This is a genomic window from Arsenicicoccus sp. UBA2120, from assembly GCF_002330965.1.
GTDB lineage: Bacteria > Actinomycetota > Actinomycetes > Actinomycetales > Dermatophilaceae > Arsenicicoccus > Arsenicicoccus bolidensis.
This window is the reverse complement of record NZ_DCYC01000065.1, coordinates 1-18,239: the sequence shown is the minus strand read 5'-3', so window position 1 is coordinate 18,239 and position 18,239 is coordinate 1. Positions and strand designations below refer to the sequence as shown.

Sequence of the window (18,239 nt, the reverse complement as noted above, 5' to 3'; positions counted from 1 at the left end):
CCGATCGCGACCGGGAAGGTCAGGGTCGGAGGGCGGGTAGGACGGCGGCGGCCTTGAGCAGCATCTCGTCGGTCTCGGCCTGCGGGTCCGAGTCCAGGACGATCGCCCCGCCCGCGCCGATCTCGACCTGCCCGTGGTGCATGACGGCGGTGCGGATCACGACGGACAGGTCCACCGCGCCGCTGCGGTCGACGAAACCCAGTGCCCCTGAGTAGATCCCGCGCGCCCGCGTCTCGAGCTCGTCGATGATCTGCATGGTGCGGTGCTTGGGGGCGCCCGTCATCGACCCGCCGGGGAAGCACGCCTCGAGGGCGTCGATCGCGGTGCGGTCCTCGGCAAGCCGCCCGCGCACGGTCGTCACGAGCTGGTGCACGGTCGCGTAGGACTCGACGTGCATGAGTCGAGGCACGTGGATCGTCGCCGGGTCGCAGACGCGTGACAGGTCGTTGCGCAGCAGGTCGGCGATCATGAGGTTCTCGGCACGGGTCTTGGCGTCGGCGGCGAGATCGGCTGCGGCACGGGCATCGTGGGTGGGGTCGGTATGACGCCTTGCCGTCCCCTTGATCGGCTTGGTCGACACCTCGCCGTCACCCGTCACGTGCAGGAACAGCTCGGGGCTGGCCGACAGGACGTGCCGGTCCCCGAGGCGCAGGTAGGCCGCGTGCGGGGCGGGGTTGAGCTCGCGCAGCCGCAGATAGATGTCGAACGGGTCGTCGTGCGACTCCGCGAGAACCGTGTCGGTGAGGCAGATCTCGTAGGACTCGCCCCGTCGCAGCGCCTCGAGGCAGGTCTCGACGTCCTGGCGGTACTGCGCGACGTCGCGAGCGAGATGCGCTGTGGGGCGGGGCGGTTCGTCATCCGGCCATGGCGCTCGGGTGATCCCCGGAGCGCGAGAAGCCGCGCCCGACAATCGATCTCGCGCCCATGCCGCCCAGGCGGCAGCGGAGTCGCCGTGCGCGACCAGCCAGGCGTCGCCGGTCTCGTGGTCGAGGGCGAGGAGCCGGTCGCAGCGCATCCACACGGCGTCGGGGTGGGGCGACGTGTGGCGGTTGGTGGCGCCGAGGTCGCCCTTCAGCTCGTAGCCGAGGTAGCCCACCCACCCGTCGACCAGCTCGAACGGCGCGGCATCCTCGGGCGGCGCGGCATCCTCGGGCGGCGCGGCCCGGCGCCGCAACGCGTCCAGGATCGTCCCGTCCTCGCGGCGGCTGCGGCCACCGGCGGTGACCACGACATGGCCCCGGCCGACGTCATACGTCAGCACCTCACCCTCCGGCCCGGGCGATCCGAGATAGGAGAACCGGGCCAGACCGGGCTCGGCCCGCGCGCTGTCCAGCCAGCAGGCCCAACGGGATTCGCCGAACAGCGCGGTGTAGGCAGCGCCGGGGTCGACGTCGAGACCGAGCGGTTCTACGATCATGTCGTGAGCTGCTCGGGCAACGGCCCGATGGTCTCCTCGAGGGCGGTGCGGAGCAGGTCGTCGAGCCCAGACGTGACGGCGCCGTGCGGGGTGTCGCGGATCGCGCCGTCGGGCAGGACCCAGCTCGTCACGGCCTGGACCCCGCGTGCGGCATTGACCGCCCAGACGGGCTTGTCGAGCAGGGCGTCGACCGAGACGCGACCGCGCGTCAGCGGGTGCGGGGTGTCGGCGAGGGCGATCTCGAGGCACTCGATCGTGACCGAGGGCAGGGACAGCTCGTCGAGCGGGCGCGTGACGAAGTGCTGGCCGTCCCACCACACCAGGGCTGAGTAGGTCGCCTCGACGGCCTCGGGCAGCCGCTCCTCGACCCGCCACAGCAGTGCGTCGTCGGCGCCGAGCTCGCGTGCCCGCAGCTGCAGCTGGCGCTGCACGACCAGGTCAGGGCCCTTGATGTGCGGCCACTTGCGCGGGTCCGGCACGTCGGCGATCCACAGCGAGATCTGGGTGGGGGTGTCGCTCGCGGGCCGCAGCCACAGGGCGACGGCGTCGTTGTAGGCCTCCAGCCGCGGAAACCACCTGTCGGCGCGAGGGGTTCGTGCCAAGACCTCGTCGACGACGACGTCCAGGTCCTGGAAGTGCACGAAGAACTCGGCCGTCGCGGCGAACCGCTGGATGTGTCGCTCCGGGCGCCGCGACCGCCCCTCCTGCACCAGCCAGGAGTCGATCACCTGCGGGGGGTGGTCGCCCGGAGGCTGCGGGCCCCACCACCAGCGCTCGCCGTCACGGACGGCCTCGGTCTTCTTCACGGGCGCATCGTGTCATGTATGCCGCGCCCCCTCCGCACGGGCCGCCGCCCCTCGCGTCAGTCCCGTCCTGGCGAGACGACCTCGAGCCCCGCCGCCGTCGCCGCGTCGATCATCCGCTGGTCATAGCTCACCACCGCGGTGAGGTCCTCGCCCAGCTCCAGAGCGGTCGCGACGTGGATGGCGTCGAGCGAGCGCAGCACGCCCGGCGGCAGCCGGCGGGCCCGCTCGGCCACGGCGGGGGTCAGCGGCAGGATGACCAGAGCACGTCGCAGCGTCTCGGCGACGGACGCCGCAGCCCCGCCGACCTTGGCCATGCTCCTGCCGAGCTCCACCTCGCCCACGATGGACGTGGCGAGCGGCTGGGGAGCGTCGGCCAGCCACCGCCTCAGCGCGAGCGACTCGGCCTCCGTGGTGCAGAGCTTGGCCAGTGCCGACGTGTCGAGATAGGTCGCCATCAGAAGCGCTCGGCCCGGCCCTCGTCCAGGATGGCCTGGGTGTCGGTGCCGTCGTTCGGTGCGGGCTCGATCTCCCAGGCCTTGATGCTCGGATCGGCGGGGGGATGGGCGCCGTGCTTGCGCACCAGGTAGTCGATGCGCTGCTCGAGCGGCGACAGGGGCACCAGCCGCGCCATCGGGTGGCCGCGGTCGGTCACGAGGATCTCTTCGCCCGCGTGCGCGGCGGCGACGTAGCGGCTGGCGTGCTGCCGCAGCTCACGGATGCCGATGGTCTGCGTCATACGAGCAAAGGTAGCACCTGGAGTGCTACTCGCGGTGGCCGGACGGTGGTCAGGACATCCCGCGCTCGTCCACGATCCGGCGCGCCTTGCCCACCGACCGCTCGACCCCGCCCTCGGGCAGGATCTCGATGCGGGCCGTGGTGCCGATGCGGGACTTGATGTGGTGCTTGAGCTCGCGCTCGATCGCCCGCTTCCGCTCCTCGCCGACGCCGTGCTGCGCCTCGATCCGGATGGTCAGCTCGTCCATGCGGCCGGGGCGGGTGAGGACGCATTGGAAGTATGGCGAGAGCCCCTCGATGCCCAGCACGATCTCCTCGATCTGGGTGGGGAAGACGTTGACGCCGCGCACGATCATGAGGTCGTCGGTGCGCCCGGTGATCTTCTCGAGGCGGCGCATCGCGGGGCGCGCGGTGCCCGGCAGCAGGCGGGTGAGGTCGCGGGTGCGGTAGCGCAGGACCGGCATGGCCTGCTTGGTGAGCGACGTGAAGACCAGCTCGCCCTGCTCCCCGTCACTGACCGGCTCGTCGGTCAGCGGGTCGACGATCTCGGCGAGGAAGTGGTCCTCCCACAGCGTCAGGCCGTCCTTGGTCTCGACGCACTCCTGCGCGACGCCCGGACCCATCAGCTCGGACAGGCCGAAGATGTCGGTGGCGTGCATGCCCACCCGCTCCTGGATCTCCTGGCGCATCGCCTCGGTCCACGGCTCGGCGCCGAACAGCCCCAGCTCAAGCGAGGTCTCGCGCGGGTCGATGCCCAGCGCCTCCATCGCGTCGATCATCGACAGGAAGTAGGACGGGGTGACGAAGATGATGCGCGGCCTGAAGTCCTGGATGAGCTGGATCTGCTTCTCGGTGTCGCCGCCCGACGCCGGCACGACCGTGCAGCCCAGGTGCTCCGCGCCGTAGTGCGCGCCGAGGCCGCCGGTGAACAGGCCGTAGCCGTAGGAGATGTGGGCGAGGTCGCCGGGCCGTCCGCCGGCGGCGCGGATGCAGCGGGCGACGAGGGTGGCCCAGGTGGTGATGTCCTCGCGGGTGTAGCCCACGACGGTCGGCTTGCCCGTGGTGCCGGACGACGCGTGGATCCGCACGACCTCCTCGCGCGGCACGGCGAACAGCCCGAAGGGGTAGTTGTCGCGCAGGTCCTTCTTGGACGTGAACGGCAGGAGCCGGACGTCCTCGAGCGCCGTGATGTCGTCGGGGTGGACCTGGCGCTCCTCGAGCTGGCGGCGAAAGTGGGGGACGTGGTCGTATGCCGACCGCACCGTCCTCTGGAGGCGCTCGAGCTGGTGTGCGCGGAGCTCGTCGACGGACCAGCGCTCGGCGTCGTCGTAGAGGTCGGGTCGCTCGTCGATGGGGGACAGTGTCATGTCCACTCCTTCGTCGTGGCCTGCTCGGGCGATGGCTGCGCCGCTCAGGCGCTCGGTCGGGGCTTGAGGGCGCGGGAGCGTCCACGGAAGTGGGCGATGAGCTCACCGTCGCTCTCGCGCGTGACGGCGACGTCGGTGATCCCGTTGCGGCCGTAGCGCGCTCGCTCGATGCCCTCGGCGAGGAGCACGTCGCCCAGCGCGGCGGAGCGGACGAAGTCGATGTCGCAGCCCGCCGCCACGGTCAGCTCGCCGCCGGCGTTGCAGGCGAGGGCGAAGGTGGAGTCGGCGAAGGTGAAGATGTAGCCGCCGTGCATGATGCGGTGGCCGTTGACCATGGTGTCGGTGACGGCCATCCGGGTGCGGGCCCGGCCGAGGCCGTCGGCCATCGACACCTCGACGAGCTCGATGCCGAGGTGGCGCGAGGCGCCGTCCTCGTCCCACATGGTGCGGACGTGGGCCAGATCCGGATCCAGCATGCGACTCCTTCGTCGTGACCTACCGGGGGTAGGTACATCAGCCTGGGGAACGAAGGCCGGTCGATGCCTCTACCCCCGGTAGGGGCATCAGCCTGGCGTGCGAACCCCGGCGGATGTGCCTACCTGAGGTAGGTCGTGGGTGAGGGCCTTGGACGGCCGGTAGCGGCCGCCCGGATAGATCGCGGCCAGCTCCTCGAGCTGGTCCTTGATCACGTCGAAGCCGATCTCGCGCCCCCACTGGATCGGGCCGCGCGGGTAGTTGGTGCCGAGGCTCATCGCGGTGTCCACGTCCTCGGCGGACGCCTCGCCGCGCACCACGACCGCCAGGGCCTCGTTGACCAGCATCGCCAGTGTCCGCGCGACGGGATCGGTCCGCACCGGACCGCCCACGAGCAGCTCCACCGCGGCCTCGTCCGGTGACGCGTCCAGCGCCCGGCCGTTCTCGTCATACCGATAGACGCCGTGACCCGTCTTGCGCCCCAACGCTCCTCGCGCCACCAGGTCCTGCTGGTAGGCCGTGGGCTCGTAGCGCGCGTCGTGGTCGGTCTGCTCCCACACGGACGTGCCGACGGCGAGGTTGACGTCCTGCCCAATGAGGTCCGTGAGCTCGAACGGCCCCATCTTGAAGCCCGCCCCGCGCAGCGCCGCGTCGATGGTCGCCGCGTCGGCGATGCCCTCGGCGACCATCCGCTGAGCCTCGCCGTAGAACGGCCGCGCCACCCGGTTGACGATGAATCCCGGTGTGCTGGCGCACCGCACGGGCGTCTTGCCCCACGCGCGCACCAGCTCGCAGGCCTCCTCGACCGAGTCCGCGCCCGAGCGCGCGCCCCGCACGACCTCGACCAGCGCCATCAGTGGCGGGGGGTTGAAGAAGTGCAGGCCGATGATGCGCTCGGGGTGCGCGATGCCCTCGGCGATGGCCGTGATCGACAGGCTCGAGGTGTTGGAGGCGAGGATGGTGTCGGCGTCCTGGCGGGCGGCCAGCGTGGCAAAGATCTCACGCTTGACCTCGAGGTCCTCCACCACCGCCTCGATCACGAGCCGGCAGGCCGGCAGCGACCGGACGTCCTCGGCGGCCTGCAGCCGGCCCGCGGCGGCAGCGGCCTCGTCGGCGGTGATGCGGCCCTTGTCGGCGAGCCGGCCCAGCGTCGCCCGCAGCCGCTCGATCGCCTCCTCGGCGGCGCCGTCTCGCGCGTCGACGAGCACGACCTCGTGCCCGGCCTGCGCGGCGACCTGGGCGATCCCGGACCCCATCGCCCCGGCCCCGACGACCGCGATCCGCCCCGTTGCGGGCGTGGTGCTCGACTGCTCGCTCGCGTGGTCACTCATGCACGCATCGTGGCACGTCGGCAGCCTCGCGGCGAGGCGAACCCCTCGTTAGGATCGGGACGTGACCACCCAGGCAACGACGCCCAGCCACCCATTCCTCGACGCCCACGCCGCGACCCTCGACGAGGCCGCCGAGGCGCTGCGCACCCGCAGCTTCTACTCCCGCTATCCCGCCTCCCCGAGCCCCCGCGTCTACGGCGAGGGCTCCGCCGAGTCCGGCCTCGCTGCGTATGACGCGCACGTGGGCTCCGCCTTCGCGCCGCTGGACGACCAGCCGTCGACGGGCGAGCGGGTGGGCGACGAGGTGTCGCCATACGGCCCGACCCTCGCGATCACCTATCCCGTGCTCGACATCGACGAGGCGCTCCCGGCGGCGCGCGCGGCCATGCGCGCCTGGCGTGACGCCGGTCCCCGGGTCCGCGCGGCCGTCTGCGTCGAGATGATCGACCGGCTCAACAAGCGGTCCTTCGAGATGGCCAATGCGGTCATGCACACGAGCGGTCAGCCGTTCGTCATGAGCTTCCAGGCCGGTGGCCCCGAGGCGCAGGACCGCGCGCTCGAGGCCGTGACCGCCGCCCTCGTCGAGCAGGAGCGCATCCCCGCATCCGTGACCTGGGAGAAGCCCGCCAAGGGCGAGCCCCTGCGCCTGCAGAAGGACTACAAGGTCGTCGGCCGTGGCGTCGGCCTGGTCATCGGCTGCAACACCTTCCCGACGTGGAACGCCTACCCCGGCATCTTCGCCTCGCTGGCCACCGCCAACGCCGTCGTCGTCAAGCCCCACCCGCGCGCGATCCTGCCGCTGGCCATCACGGTCGCCGTCTGCCGCGACGTGCTGGCCGAGGCGGGCTTCGACCGGGCGCTGGTGCAGCTGGCCGCGGACCACGACGGCGGCACCCTCGCCAAGGACCTCGCCGAGCGCGACGAGATCGCGATCATCGACTACACCGGCGGGCCGGGCTTCGGCGCCTGGCTCGAGACCGAGGCGGCCGCGCGCGGCAAGCTCGTCTACACCGAGAAGGCCGGCGTCAACACGATCGTCGTCGACTCCACCGACGCGCTGACGGCGACGCTGGGCAACCTCGCGTTCTCCCTCTCGCTCTACTCCGGGCAGATGTGCACCGCCCCGCAGAACATCTACGTCCCCAAGACCGGCGTCGACACCGACGAGGGCCACCTGTCCGCCGACGAGTTCGCCGACCGGCTCGGCGCCGCGGTCGCGCGCTTCACCGGCGACGACGCCAAGGCCGTCGAGATCCTCGGCGCCACCGTCAACGACCAGGTCCGCTCCAACGCCGGGTCGCTCGCCGAGATCGCCGCCGAGGGGGAGGGGCGGGTCGTGCTCGACACGCGCGCCGTGCCCCACCCCGCGTGGCCGGACGCCGTCGTGCGGACGCCCGGGATCGTGCAGCTCGACGTGCGGCACGAGGACGTCTACACCCAGGAGTACTTCGGGCCGGTGTCGTTCGTGATCGCCACCGAGTCCACCGAGCAGTCGCTCGCGCAGCTCGCCGACACGGTGGCCGAGCACGGCGCGATGACGGCATCGGTCTACTCCACCTCGCAGGCCGTGCTGGAGGAGGCGCGCGAGGCCGCGGCCGACGGCGGGGTCGCCCTCTCGGAGAACCTCACCGGTCAGGTCTTCGTCAACCAGACCTCGGCGTTCTCGGACTACCACGGCACCGGCGCCAACCCGGCGGCCAACGCGGCCTACTCCGACGCGGCGTTCGTCGCCAACCGGTTCCGCGTGATCACGAGCCGCCGCCACGTCTGACCTACCGCCGGTAGTCACACTCGCCGGCCTTCGTCCAGCAGGCGGATGATCCTGCCCCCGGCGGGTCCTGCGCCGTGATGGCAGGACCTGCTCGCGGAGACCTGGGCACCGTGCACGGTGCCCAGGTCTCCGCGTTCCGGGCCGATCTCGTATGCCGACCGCCCGGCGCATCACCGGTCCCCGCGAGGCGGCGGGCCCGCCATACGGGCGTGAATGCCTCGCGCTCGGAGCGCTGACCTCGCACCGTGCGGCGCCCCGATCCGTGCACCCTCCGCGCTCGGAGCGCAGCTGTCGCACATAATGCGCCCCCATTCCTTGACATGTGACTCTTTGGTCACCTATGGTCGAGGTGTGGATGACGACCTGGTGTTCAAGGCGCTTGCCGACCCGACGCGGCGGCTGCTCCTCGACGCCCTCTTCGACCAGGACGGTCGGACCCAGGGCGAGCTGGAGGCCGTCGTCGCGCGACGCACCGAGATGACGAGATTCGGCGTGGCCAAGCACCTGCGGATCCTCGAGGACGCGGGGCTGGTCACGACCCGCAAGCAGGGGCGGACCAAGCTGCACCATCTCAACCCCGTCCCCATCCGGTTGATCCACGACCGCTGGATCGACAAGTACACCCAGCACCACGTCTCAGCACTCATCGACCTCAAGCGCACCCTGGAGGACCAGCCATGAGCGACACCCAGACCACCAGCACCACCACCGCCGGCACCACCACGACCGAGCGTCAGGCCCCCGAGATCCAGGTCTTCCGGGTCTACATCGAGGCCCCCGCCCAGCGCGTGTGGGATGCCATCACGACGCCGGAGTTCAGCACCAAGTACGGCTACGGCGGCATCGTCGAGTACGACCTTCGCGAGGGCGGCGACTACGTCAGCCACACGACCGAGGAGATGAAGCAGATGGGGATGGGCGACGTCGCCGTCACCGGACGCGTCCTGGAGTCCGACCCGCCCCGCAGGCTCGTCCAGAGCTGGATCGCCGCGTGGCACCAGCAGGAGACGACCCTGACCTGGGAGCTCACGGAGCATGACGGCCCCCTCACGGCGCTCACCCTCACGCACGACTGCACGAGCGCGCCCAACACCGCGCAGGACATCGAGGGCAGTGGCGACGCGGCGCAGGGTGGCGGCGGCTGGCCGTGGGTGCTGGCCGGCATGAAGACCTACCTCGAGACGGGTCGTCAGATGGCCGGCGCCGGCTCCTGACCTGCCTCAGGCGGATCCTGCCGGTTCGGGATCGCGGAGACCTGGGCACCGAGCTCGGTGCCCAGGTCTCCGCGATGTCTGGGGCTCGAGGCCGTATGCCGCAGCGCCGCCGCCTCGCAGATCCCCGCGAGGCGGCGGCGCATCCGTCATACGACCGGTGCGAGCCCCCCTGAGCCCGCACCGGTCGGTCGCCACGCCCTGTCAGTGGCGCAGCGAGCTCTCCTCGTGGACGGCGTCCACCTCGATCGTGATCCGGCGCGGGCGGGCCGCTGACGGTACCGCGAGGTAATAGCGACCCTCCTGCCCCACGGCGGTGCGGGCGAGAGGCCGGCCGTCGGCGTCCAGCAGCGTGACGGTCCCGGCGCCCCGCGGGGCACCCTCGGTGTCGGTCACGTCGCCGTGGAACGCGTGCCAGTCGGCCAGGCCGTGCGACGCCGTGTGCTCGCGCTGCGCCTCGTCGTGCACCGTGATCGAGGGCGACGCCACGACCGTGGTGGAGAGATCCTCCGTGACCGTGCGCGAGGAGGACCCAACGATCGTCGCCAGCCCGGCCCCGGACGATGCGCCGATCGCACCGCGGTCCGGCGCGGGCTCCCGGTGCGTGCCCACCGGCCGGTCGTCCGGAGCCTCGGTGGCGAGCGTCGCCCCCTCGACGTCCATGTGCGGCACCAACCGGTCCAGCCACGCGGGCATCCACCAGGCGTGCCGGCCCATCACGAGCAGGAGCGCAGGGATCAGGATCATCCGGACCAGGAAGGCGTCCAGCAGCACGGCGGTGGCGAGCGCCACGCCGATCGACTTGATGAGGGGCTCGTCCTGGAAGGCGAAGGCCGCGAAGACCGAGATCATGATCAGCGCGGCTGCGGTCACGACGCGCCCGGAGTGGCGGAAGCCGTCGATGACGGCGTCCTTGGCCTCCATGCCGTGCACGTAGGCCTCCCGGATCCGGGTGGTGAGGAAGACCTGGTAGTCCATGGCCAGTCCGAAGACGATGCCGATCAGCAGGGTCGGCATGACGCTCATGACCGGCTGCGGCTCGAAGATCCCCAGCCAGCCCTCCTGCACGAGACCGACGGTGACGCCGAGCGTCGCGAGGGTGGACAGGACGAAGCCGAGGGTCGCCAGGATCGGCACCCAGATCGAGCGGAACACCAGCACCAGCAGCAGGAATGCGAGGCCGACCACGATGCCGAGGTAGGTCGGCAGGGCGTCGGCGAGCTCGCTCGAGACGTCGGCGGCGATCGCGGTCTGGCCCGTGATGCCGATCGTGGCGCCGGTGCGGTCCTCGAGGCCGCCGACGGAGTCGCGCAGCCGCGAGAGGGTCTCGTCGGTGGCCTCGTCCTCGGGGGCGGTGCGCGGGGTGATGAGCATGACGGCGCCCGAGGCGTCCTTGGTCGCCTGGACGACCTGGGCGTTGGCGACGCCGTGGTCGGAGGCGGCCCACCGCTGGGCGTCGGCGAGCGCGGCGGCCCGGCGCTGCTGGTCCGGGACGCTGCGGGAGTCGATCACCGCGACCATCGGGGCGTTCTTGCCGGGGCCGAAACCTTCGTTGAGCATGTCGGCCGACCGGCGGGCGTCCGTGCCTTCCGCAGCTGTGGTGCTGGACGGCAGCCCGAGGTGGAGGTCCTTGGCGGGGATCGCCAGGGCGGTGAGCGCGAGGGTTGCGACCAGCGCCACGACCACCGGGGATCGGCGGATGCCCTGGCCCAGCCGGACCGAGCCGTTGACGGCCTGGTGGTCCTCCTCGTCGACGTCTGCCCGGCGCCGGACCTGGCCGGCGAAGGCCTTGCCCTTGAGCATCCCGAGGATCGCGGGGAGCAGCGTGATGGCCACCATCACGGCGATGGCGACGGTGCAGGCGGCGGCGATACCCATCGAGCCCAGCAGGGAGATGCCGGAGAAGACCAGCGCGACGAGCGCGATGACGACGGTGAGGCCGGCAAAGACGACGGCGGTGCCGGCTGTGCCGATGGCGCGCCCCATGGCGTGGGACCGGTCGGACGTGTGCCGCAGCTCGCTGCGGTAGCGGGACAGGATGAACAGCGAGTAGTCGATCCCGACGGCGAGGCCGATCATCGAGGCGAGCGTCGGGGTGGTGCTCGCGATGTCGCCGAAGGCGGTCGCGGCCCGGATGCCGATGATGCCGAGGGACACCCCGATGATGGCCGCCAGGATGGGCAGACCCGCGGCGACGAAGGAGCCGAAGGTCAGGACGAGCACGATCAGCGCCACGCCGATGCCGATCGCCTCGGAGGTGACGCCGATCTCGCCCATCGCCCGCATGCCCGTGCCCCCGGGGACCGCCTCGAGGCCGTTGCCGGAGTGACGGGACACGGCGGAGCGCACGTAGTCCTGGGTGCTCTGCTCGATGTCCTGAGGCTGGTCGGCGGCGAAGGTCCACGAGACCGTGCCGTAGCGCTTGTCCGCCGAGAGGGGTGACAGGTAGCTCGCGTTGGTCTCGGCGGTGGCGCGCGGCGTCCCCTGCGCGACCTGGGACCGGACGGCCCGCTCGGTCAGCGCCGGTCCGGCGGTGGCGGGATTGACCAGCGAGGAGCGGGAGCCCTGGTCGAGCTGGGGGGTCTTGGCGAGGTCGGCGACGAGGGCGTCGACCTGTCCCTTGTAGGGCTGCTCGGCCAGCGTGTGTCCCTCGGGGGCCTTCAGGACGACCTGCCCGGTGACCTGCTTGTCCGCGGCTCGTGCCGAGGGGAACAGCTCGTGCTGGAGCTCGGCGGCCTGGATGGCCGGGACGCCGGGGATCGAGAAGGTGGTGGACATCGGCTCGGACTTGGCTGCAGCGAAGCCGCCGACGCCGAGCATCACGACGAGCCATCCGACGAGGACCGCCGGCCAGCGCCGATAGGCGCCGCGCCCGATCCGGTACAAGAGGGTTGCCACGGGTCTCCTATGGGTGTGCGTAGAGGATCCGGCTCCATCGACGGATTGTTGACCCGAATATATGACCAGTCAGCGACCAGAGTCAATAATGTAGGTCTAGGGACGAGCGATCGAGGAGGTGTGCTGTGGCCCGACCGGCCAGGGACCACACGGTGGAGATCCTGCGGGCGGCGCAGACCGTGCTCCGCGACTGCGGGGTCCGCGGAACGACCATCGAGGCGGTGGCCCAGCGAGCGGGCGTCGGCAAGGGCACGGTGTTCCTCTACTGGCCCAGCAAGGCGCGTCTGCTGCAGGCGCTGGCGGCGCTGGAGGGAGCGCGGCTGGCGGAGGTGCAGCGGCGACAGGTGCTGGGCGACCCGGCTGCGTTCAGCCTGGGGGGCTTCCTGGTCGGGCAGGTGGAGGCCCTGTGGGGGAGCGACTACCTGAGCGAGTTCCTGGCTGACCTGGGCGGCGTCCTCGAGCTGGCCGAGGGGCGCCAGCGCGATGGTCAGAGGACGAGGTGGGCCGAGACCGAGCCCGACGTGGCCCGCGCCGCCGTCGCGGGCGGTCTGATCCGAGCGGAGGACGCGGTGGCCGCCGCCGAGACGCTCGCGATGCTGACGGCGGGTGCCGTCCTGCGCGGCTTCGACGCTCCCGAGCGCCGGCCGGGGATCCTGGCCGCGGTGCGCCGGACCGTCGATGCTGCGTTCGCTCGCGCGGACGTCTGTCCCGAGGTCGCGCGAGCCGTCGCCCACGCTGTCGCGGACGTGCTGGACGCTCACGCCGACCGGCTCGTGGACCAGGCCCGTCCCGAGCGCCCGACCTCGGCCGACCTGCGCGAGCTCGCCGTCTGACCTCTCGCTCAGACCTACCTGAGGCGGGCACATCGGCCTGGGTTCGCACGCCATGGCGGCGTGTCCAGCACAGGCGGATCCTGCCGGTTCGGGATCGCGGAAACCTGGGCACCGAGCTCGGTGCCCAGGTCTCCGCGATGTCTGGGGCTCGAGGCCGTATGCCGGAGCGCCGCCGCCTCGCAGATCCGCGCGAGGCGGCGGCGTGGCGTCATACCGGGGCCTGTCGCCCGTGCTGCTCCCAGAGGCGACCGAGGAGGTGCACCTCGGTGCCGGCCAGCCCGACGGACAGGTAGACGCGCCGCCCGCGACGCTGCGGCCCTGTCGAACCCTCTGCTGCCGGCCCTCCCGACGCGGCCACGATCTCCCCGAGCGACGCCACGCGGTCGGCCATCCCGGCGTCGGCCACGAGCGCCGGCGGGTCGTAGGCCCGCAGCTGGGCCGGCGAGTCCGTGACCACCAGGTCGGCGCACGCTACGAGGTCCACCGCGAGCTCGGCACGCCCTACCTGCTTCGGCCCCACGGTGCCGACGAGCACGTCCGGCTCGAGCCAGGCGGCGTCGATGACGGGGGAGCTGCTGGTGGTGGCCAGGATGACGACGTCCGCACCGGCGACGGCATCCCGGGGCGACGCGACGGCCTCGACGGAGAGCCCCAGCTCGCGCCGGGCGCGGTCGGCGAACGCCTCGCGGCCCGCCGGCGTGCGGGAGGTCACGCGCACGGCGCTCGGGGTGAGGCTCGCCGTGAGGGCCCAGAGCTGCGCCCACGCCTGCGTCCCGGCGCCGACGATCCCCACGGTCACGTCATCGCTCCCGGGCCCGAGGTGCCGCGTGGCCACCCCGCCCAGGGCGCCGGTCCGGCACGCCCCGAGGGCATGTCCGACGTGCACGGCCAGCACGCGCCCGGTCGTCGTGTCGTGCGCGACAGTGACCTGCTCGTCGGAGGTCGTGGGGAGGGTGTCGTAGGTGCGGTAGCCGTAGAACTCGTCCCCGCTGTGCCCGGCGGTGAGGACGAGCCGGCCACCCCCGAGCGGCGCTGCCAGACGAGGTGGCGCCTCGAGGGTGCCGGCGTGGTGGCGGGCGAGGGCCTCCTCCATCAGCCGACGGCGTCGCCGGGCGTGAGCAGGGCGCGGACGGTGTCGTCGTCGATGGTCCAGGTCATGGCGTCTCCTGCGGGTGCGGTGGCGTCGCCGTCAGCGGCTCGGGAGACCAGCCGATCACCTCACGTGGACCTGACGTCAAGCGCCGTAGACGAGCGGCACGTAGTCGCGGTGCCGCTCGATCCAGCCCTTGATGAACGGGCACTGCGGCATCACCGTGCGCGTCCCCTGCTCGCGCACGTCGTCGAGGCCGAAGCGCGCCAGGGCGCTGCCGACCCCCTTGCCCTCGTAGGCCGGGTCCACCTCGGTGTGGGTGAACACGACGAGCTCGTCGGTGAGGAGGTACTCGGCGAAACCCGCCAGCTCCCCGTCGATCCGGGCCTCGTAGCGGTGCTCGTCGGCGTTGTCGGTGACCTGGACGTCGCTCATGTCAGTGCTTCTCCTGCGGTGCGGGACGTACTGCCTCCTCGACCCTAGCCGCGGCCGGCTCCGGTGGCGCGGTCTCGGACCCGGCCTCGGACCCGGCCTCGGACCCGGGCTCGCGCGCGACCAGGATCTCGGGCTCGTGGTCGACCGGGACGGGTCACCGCGAAAGGCCGGGTCGGCGGACCCCGCGATGGGGGTCGGACCCGCTGCGCTGACCACGTGGTCGCGGGCGTATCCGGCATACGAGCCGGTCCCGGTGCCCCGGTTGCCGGTCCACGTCACGGTCAGGTCGTAGGTGTGCTCCTGCGTGGTCATCCAAGGTCCTCCTGCGCTGTCTGCGACCAGCACCGGGATGTGCCTTCGCACCTGCCACGGTGCCACGCCGACGACGTATCCGAGGCCCCTCCCCACCCTCAGCAGGCAGGTCTACCGTGGGAGGGGACCCGCTGGGAGGAGGCGAGCCGTGCCTGACACTTTCGGCAGCTCCAGCAGCTCCAGCAGCGTCGGCACCTTCGACACCTTCGATGCCGACGTGATCGTCGTCGGCAGCGGCTTCGGCGGTGCGGTCGCGGCGGCCCGGCTCGCCCAGGCGGGCTCCACCGTGATCGTCCTGGAGCGTGGACGGCGTTGGGGGCCAGGCGACTTCCCCCGGGATCCCCGGCTGGCGGCCGGGTGGTTGTGGCGGATCGGCCAGGGGCTCTACGACATCCGCTGGCTCAAGGGCATGCTCGTCGTGCAGGTCGCCGGCTGGGGCGGTGGATCGCTCGCCTACGCCAACGTCTTCGCCCGGCCCTTCGACGCCGCGTTCAGCGAGCGCTGGCCGGCCCATCTGCGCCGGGCCGGGCTGGACCCCTACTACGACCTGGCCGCCCACATGCTCGACGTGTCGCCGGCGGGCGACGACCCGAGGACGGGGGAGCCGACGCCGCGCACCGTCCTGGTCGAGCAGCTGATGGCCCTGCGTGGCCGCCCGGACGCGACGGTGCGTCCCAACCTGGCCGTGACCTTCGGCGACCCGGAGGTATGGCGCGCGAATCGTCACGGGGTGCCTCGGCGCGGCTGCTCCTTCGTCGGGGAGTGCGTCCTCGGCTGCAACCAGGGGGCCAAGAACTCCCTGGACGTCACCTACCTCGCCGTCGCCGAGGCGCACGGCGCGCGCAGCGTCACCGACGCCGAGGTCACGGCCGTCACGCCGACCGCCAGCGGCTTCGTCGTCACGGCGCGGACGCCGAGCGACCCCTCGGTCGACCCTCGTGAGTGGCGGGCCCCTCGCGTCGTCCTGGCCGCCGGCGCTGTCGCCACCACCGAGCTGCTCCTGCGGTCGCGCGACGTCACCGGCACCCTCCCGCACCTCTCGCCGCTCCTCGGGCACAGCTTCTCCGGCAACGGCGACTTCCTGACTCTCGCCGAGCTGCGCGAGGAGCGCGGCGACATGACGACCGGACCGACGATCACCAGCACCACCATCTTGGACGTGCCCGAGGGGCGGGGTTCGGTCTGGTACCAGGTGCAGGACGGCGCGTTCCCCGTCGCCCTGCAGGAGCTCTTCGGCGCCATCTTGCCCGGCCGGCAGGTCCGCAGGTGGTGGCGGCGCCGGTTCGCGGGCCCCGACCCTCGACGCATGTTCACCGTGCTCGCGATGGGGCACGACTCCGGAGAGGGGACGCTGCGCCTCGACAGGTCCGGCAAGGCCGTGCTCTCCTGGCGCAACCGCTGGCAGACCCACCTGATCCGCTCGCAGCGCAGGGTAGGGCCGTTGCTGGCCAGCCTGCTCGACGCCCGGCTCTACAACCCCGTCACCTGGTCGCTCCTGCGCCGGACGACCACCGTGCATCCCCTCGGCGGCGTCCCGCCAGGCCCGGACGCGGCCACGGGGGTGGTGGACGAGGTCGGTGAGGTTCACGGATACCCCGGGCTGTTCGTGGTCGACGGCTCGGTCCTGCCGGCGTCCACCGGCGTGAACCCCTCGGCGACCATCCTGGCGGCGGCCGAGCAGTCCCTGGAAGCCATCATCCGCCGCGACGGGCGCCCCCACTGGCGCGCTCCCGAGTGACCCGACGTCGCCTCGAGGGTCGTCCCGGAGGACGCCGCGTCGAGCTTCTCCGCCGAGCTCCGGGCCATGACCAGCGGAGGCGGCGTCACCTTCAGTGAACGCATGGTCTCCTCGGCGCCCGGCCTGCCGCGCGTGACGATGCAGCTCACGGCGGTGGCGCGCAGCATCGACCTCTTCCTCGCCGACCCCACCCACACGCTCGCGGTGGAGGGCACGGTCGACGTGGAGGGGCACCTGGTCTCCGCGCCCGCCGCGGGCACGCTGTCCCTGTTTGCCGACGGGAGTGCGCAGGCGATGAGCTATGAGCTGCACCTCCACGGCGACGCCGGAGAGCCGTGGCGGTTGTCGGGGAGCAAGACGATGAGCGGCCGGGCCCCGGCGTCCGTGCTCCGCGACCTCACCACCCTGCGCGCCACCGTGCAGAGGGAGGACGGCACCGGGCCGGCCCTGCCCGTCGTGCTGCGGATCGGCCGGCGAGATCTGCTGAGCCTGATGGGCGCCGTGCGTGGCCGCGGCTTCACCCGTGCCCGCAGGGCTCGGACGACCGCCCGGTTCGTCGCGTTCTTCGCCGGGTCCACGCTGCGACGGGTCGCGCGGGCGCGCACCTCGCCCTGAGTCACTCCGACCGGTCGGGCGCACGTCTGGCAGAGCACGTCTAGTGTGACCGGGTGGACGATCCCCTCTCCGAGCGTCCGGGCCGTGGCGACGACGTCTCCGCCGAGCTGCCCGAGATCCTGACCTCGCTCAGCGAGGCCCGCGTCGAGCTGACGAAGTTCATCACGGCGTACCAGTTCGCGATCCAGGAGATCGAGACCAAGGTGCGCATCCTCCAGCAGGAGTTCCAGCAGCTGCACCGTTACAACCCGATCGAGCACGTCTCGAGCCGGCTCAAGTCGATGGAGAGCATCATCGCCAAGGTCCGCAAGACGGGCTGCGGGCCCAGCCTGGACGAGATCCGCCGCGAGGTCCGCGACATCGCGGGCGTCCGGGTCGTGTGCAGCTTCACGCCGGACGTCTACCGGATCCAGGAGCTGCTCTGCCGCCAGTCGGACGTCCGGCTCCTCCAGGTCAAGGACTACATCGCCAGTCCCAAGCCGAGCGGCTACCGCTCGCTGCACGCCATCGTCGAGATCCCGGTGTTCCTCTCGGACGGCAGCGTCCAGGTGCCCGTCGAGATGCAGTTCCGCACGAGTGCGCAGGACTTCTGGGCGAGCCTGGAGCACAAGATCTTCTACAAGTACGACCACGAGGTCCCGGCCGAGATCGCCCAGGGCCTGCGGGACGCCGCGGACGCCGCGTCGCACCTGGACGCCGAGATGGAGCGGCTGTCGGTCGCGATCCAGGACCTGACAGGGGAGGAGCCTCCCGGCAGCATGACCGTCACCCCGGGAGACGTCGACGACTTCCTGGCCCTGGTGCGGGAGTCGCGTGCGGGGAGGGGGCGTCCGGGGCCGGATGTCGCCGGGCCCTCCGCCTGAGCATGCTTCGTGGTCGTATGCCGGACGCCGGCCTCACGCCAGGTCGCCGTCTCCGGCTCCCGCCAGCTTGTATGACGAGCCGGCCACCCCCATGCGCGGACGGTCCCCATGTGTGCACAACTGCTGCACTCCGTGCCGGGGTCCTCGCGAATTTCGTTGTGCCGCAACACGTGGATGTCGGGCGTGCCTCGCATCTGCAGCAGTTGCTTCCCAGCGGGTCCCACTCCTCGCCCCGACCGCAGAACTCGCACGCAGAACGGCGCAAACGCGCAGGCGGACCGCTCCAGATCGCGCGTTGTGCATGTGAGTTCCCGGCTGCGCAGTAAGAGTCCCGTGGAGTGGT

The 18,239-nt window shown here is 71.9% G+C and carries 17 protein-coding genes; 7 read left to right on the top strand and 10 right to left on the bottom strand.

Going from position 1 to position 18,239, the window contains the following annotated elements; translation table 11 throughout:
- Positions 1 to 19 precede the first annotated feature (19 nt).
- The 7 genes from pabB to B2P18_RS09255 form a co-directional block, all read right to left on the bottom strand.
- On the bottom strand, positions 20 to 1,417 hold the full coding sequence (pabB, locus tag B2P18_RS09285) for an aminodeoxychorismate synthase component I (protein ID WP_286958275.1): 1,398 nt from the start codon (positions 1,415 to 1,417) through the stop codon (positions 20 to 22).
- A complete protein-coding gene (locus tag B2P18_RS09280; RefSeq protein WP_286958270.1) occupies positions 1,414 to 2,223 on the bottom strand; it encodes an aminotransferase class IV in 810 nt (269 codons plus the stop codon). Before B2P18_RS09280 ends, pabB begins: the two co-directional genes overlap by 4 nt.
- Before the next feature lie 56 nt (positions 2,224 to 2,279).
- On the bottom strand, positions 2,280 to 2,678 hold the full coding sequence (locus B2P18_RS09275) for a type II toxin-antitoxin system VapC family toxin (protein ID WP_286958268.1): 399 nt from the start codon (positions 2,676 to 2,678) through the stop codon (positions 2,280 to 2,282).
- Positions 2,678 to 2,959, bottom strand: coding sequence for a type II toxin-antitoxin system Phd/YefM family antitoxin (locus tag B2P18_RS09270; protein WP_019285330.1), 282 nt, complete (start codon positions 2,957 to 2,959; stop codon positions 2,678 to 2,680). Before B2P18_RS09270 ends, B2P18_RS09275 begins: the two co-directional genes overlap by 1 nt.
- A 49-nt stretch (positions 2,960 to 3,008) precedes the next feature.
- Complete coding sequence (gene paaK / locus B2P18_RS09265) at positions 3,009 to 4,325, bottom strand: phenylacetate--CoA ligase PaaK (RefSeq protein ID WP_286958266.1); 1,317 nt, start codon at positions 4,323 to 4,325, stop codon at positions 3,009 to 3,011.
- 44 nt (positions 4,326 to 4,369) lie between these two features.
- Positions 4,370 to 4,801, bottom strand: coding sequence for a hydroxyphenylacetyl-CoA thioesterase PaaI (gene paaI, locus B2P18_RS09260; protein ID WP_286958264.1), 432 nt, complete (start codon positions 4,799 to 4,801; stop codon positions 4,370 to 4,372).
- A gap of 87 nt (positions 4,802 to 4,888) precedes the next feature.
- Positions 4,889 to 6,130 carry a 3-hydroxyacyl-CoA dehydrogenase NAD-binding domain-containing protein gene (locus B2P18_RS09255; RefSeq protein ID WP_286958258.1) on the bottom strand — a complete coding sequence of 414 codons (1,242 nt, stop codon included), beginning with the start codon at positions 6,128 to 6,130 and terminating at the stop codon, positions 4,889 to 4,891.
- Between the two features lie 61 nt (positions 6,131 to 6,191).
- On the opposite strand from B2P18_RS09255, the gene paaN reads away from it, so the two are divergent.
- The 3 genes from paaN to B2P18_RS09240 all read left to right on the top strand — a co-directional run bounded on the left by paaN (position 6,192) and on the right by B2P18_RS09240 (position 9,115).
- Positions 6,192 to 7,901, top strand: a complete 1,710-nt coding sequence (gene paaN, locus B2P18_RS09250; RefSeq protein WP_286958255.1) for a phenylacetic acid degradation protein PaaN — start codon at positions 6,192 to 6,194, stop codon at positions 7,899 to 7,901.
- A gap of 351 nt (positions 7,902 to 8,252) precedes the next feature.
- Positions 8,253 to 8,582: an ArsR/SmtB family transcription factor gene (locus B2P18_RS09245; protein ID WP_286958252.1), complete on the top strand. Its 330-nt coding sequence runs from the start codon at positions 8,253 to 8,255 to the stop codon at positions 8,580 to 8,582.
- Complete coding sequence (locus tag B2P18_RS09240; protein ID WP_286958246.1) at positions 8,579 to 9,115, top strand: SRPBCC domain-containing protein; 537 nt, start codon at positions 8,579 to 8,581, stop codon at positions 9,113 to 9,115. Before B2P18_RS09245 ends, B2P18_RS09240 begins: the two co-directional genes overlap by 4 nt.
- A gap of 201 nt (positions 9,116 to 9,316) precedes the next feature.
- On the opposite strand, the gene B2P18_RS09235 is transcribed toward B2P18_RS09240, so the two are convergent.
- Positions 9,317 to 12,010: an MMPL family transporter gene (locus tag B2P18_RS09235; protein WP_286958245.1), complete on the bottom strand. Its 2,694-nt coding sequence runs from the start codon at positions 12,008 to 12,010 to the stop codon at positions 9,317 to 9,319.
- A gap of 125 nt (positions 12,011 to 12,135) precedes the next feature.
- Between B2P18_RS09235 and B2P18_RS09230 the strand changes: the two genes are divergently transcribed.
- Positions 12,136 to 12,843 (top strand): TetR/AcrR family transcriptional regulator, encoded by a 708-nt coding sequence (locus B2P18_RS09230; RefSeq protein WP_286958243.1) that lies wholly within the window; start codon positions 12,136 to 12,138, stop codon positions 12,841 to 12,843.
- 208 nt (positions 12,844 to 13,051) lie between these two features.
- Here B2P18_RS09230 and B2P18_RS09225 read toward each other — a convergent pair whose 3' ends face one another.
- Together B2P18_RS09225 and B2P18_RS09220 are read right to left on the bottom strand one after the other, a co-directional pair.
- A complete protein-coding gene (locus B2P18_RS09225; protein ID WP_286958240.1) occupies positions 13,052 to 13,936 on the bottom strand; it encodes an NAD(P)-binding domain-containing protein in 885 nt (294 codons plus the stop codon).
- Between the two features lie 141 nt (positions 13,937 to 14,077).
- Positions 14,078 to 14,368, bottom strand: coding sequence for a GNAT family N-acetyltransferase (locus tag B2P18_RS09220; protein WP_286958235.1), 291 nt, complete (start codon positions 14,366 to 14,368; stop codon positions 14,078 to 14,080).
- 460 nt (positions 14,369 to 14,828) lie between these two features.
- Between B2P18_RS09220 and B2P18_RS09215 the strand changes: the two genes are divergently transcribed.
- From B2P18_RS09215 to B2P18_RS09205, 3 genes are all read left to right on the top strand, one after another.
- On the top strand, positions 14,829 to 16,418 hold the full coding sequence (locus tag B2P18_RS09215) for a GMC oxidoreductase (protein ID WP_286958221.1): 1,590 nt from the start codon (positions 14,829 to 14,831) through the stop codon (positions 16,416 to 16,418).
- Positions 16,419 to 16,484: 66 nt separating this feature from the next.
- Entirely contained in the window at positions 16,485 to 17,033 is a 549-nt protein-coding gene (locus B2P18_RS09210) for a hypothetical protein (RefSeq protein ID WP_286958217.1), read from the top strand.
- 53 nt (positions 17,034 to 17,086) lie between these two features.
- Positions 17,087 to 17,896 (top strand): GTP pyrophosphokinase, encoded by an 810-nt coding sequence (locus B2P18_RS09205; protein WP_286958210.1) that lies wholly within the window; start codon positions 17,087 to 17,089, stop codon positions 17,894 to 17,896.
- The last annotated feature ends 343 nt before the right edge of the window (positions 17,897 to 18,239 follow it).

What these genes read in the sequence shown, in the direction of transcription:
- B2P18_RS09210 (WP_286958217.1), top strand. Translation starts at nt 16,485, where the DNA reads ATGACCAGCGGAGGCGGCGTCACCTTCAGTGAACGCATGGTCTCCTCG.
- B2P18_RS09240 (WP_286958246.1), top strand. Translation starts at nt 8,579, where the DNA reads ATGAGCGACACCCAGACCACCAGCACCACCACCGCCGGCACCACCACG.
- B2P18_RS09255 (WP_286958258.1), bottom strand. Translation starts at nt 6,130, where the DNA reads ATGAGTGACCACGCGAGCGAGCAGTCGAGCACCACGCCCGCAACGGGG.
- B2P18_RS09270 (WP_019285330.1), bottom strand. Translation starts at nt 2,959, where the DNA reads ATGACGCAGACCATCGGCATCCGTGAGCTGCGGCAGCACGCCAGCCGC.
- B2P18_RS09220 (WP_286958235.1), bottom strand. Translation starts at nt 14,368, where the DNA reads ATGAGCGACGTCCAGGTCACCGACAACGCCGACGAGCACCGCTACGAG.
- paaI (WP_286958264.1), bottom strand. Translation starts at nt 4,801, where the DNA reads ATGCTGGATCCGGATCTGGCCCACGTCCGCACCATGTGGGACGAGGAC.
- B2P18_RS09225 (WP_286958240.1), bottom strand. Translation starts at nt 13,936, where the DNA reads ATGGAGGAGGCCCTCGCCCGCCACCACGCCGGCACCCTCGAGGCGCCA.
- paaK (WP_286958266.1), bottom strand. Translation starts at nt 4,325, where the DNA reads ATGACACTGTCCCCCATCGACGAGCGACCCGACCTCTACGACGACGCC.
- B2P18_RS09275 (WP_286958268.1), bottom strand. Translation starts at nt 2,678, where the DNA reads ATGGCGACCTATCTCGACACGTCGGCACTGGCCAAGCTCTGCACCACG.
- pabB (WP_286958275.1), bottom strand. Translation starts at nt 1,417, where the DNA reads ATGATCGTAGAACCGCTCGGTCTCGACGTCGACCCCGGCGCTGCCTAC.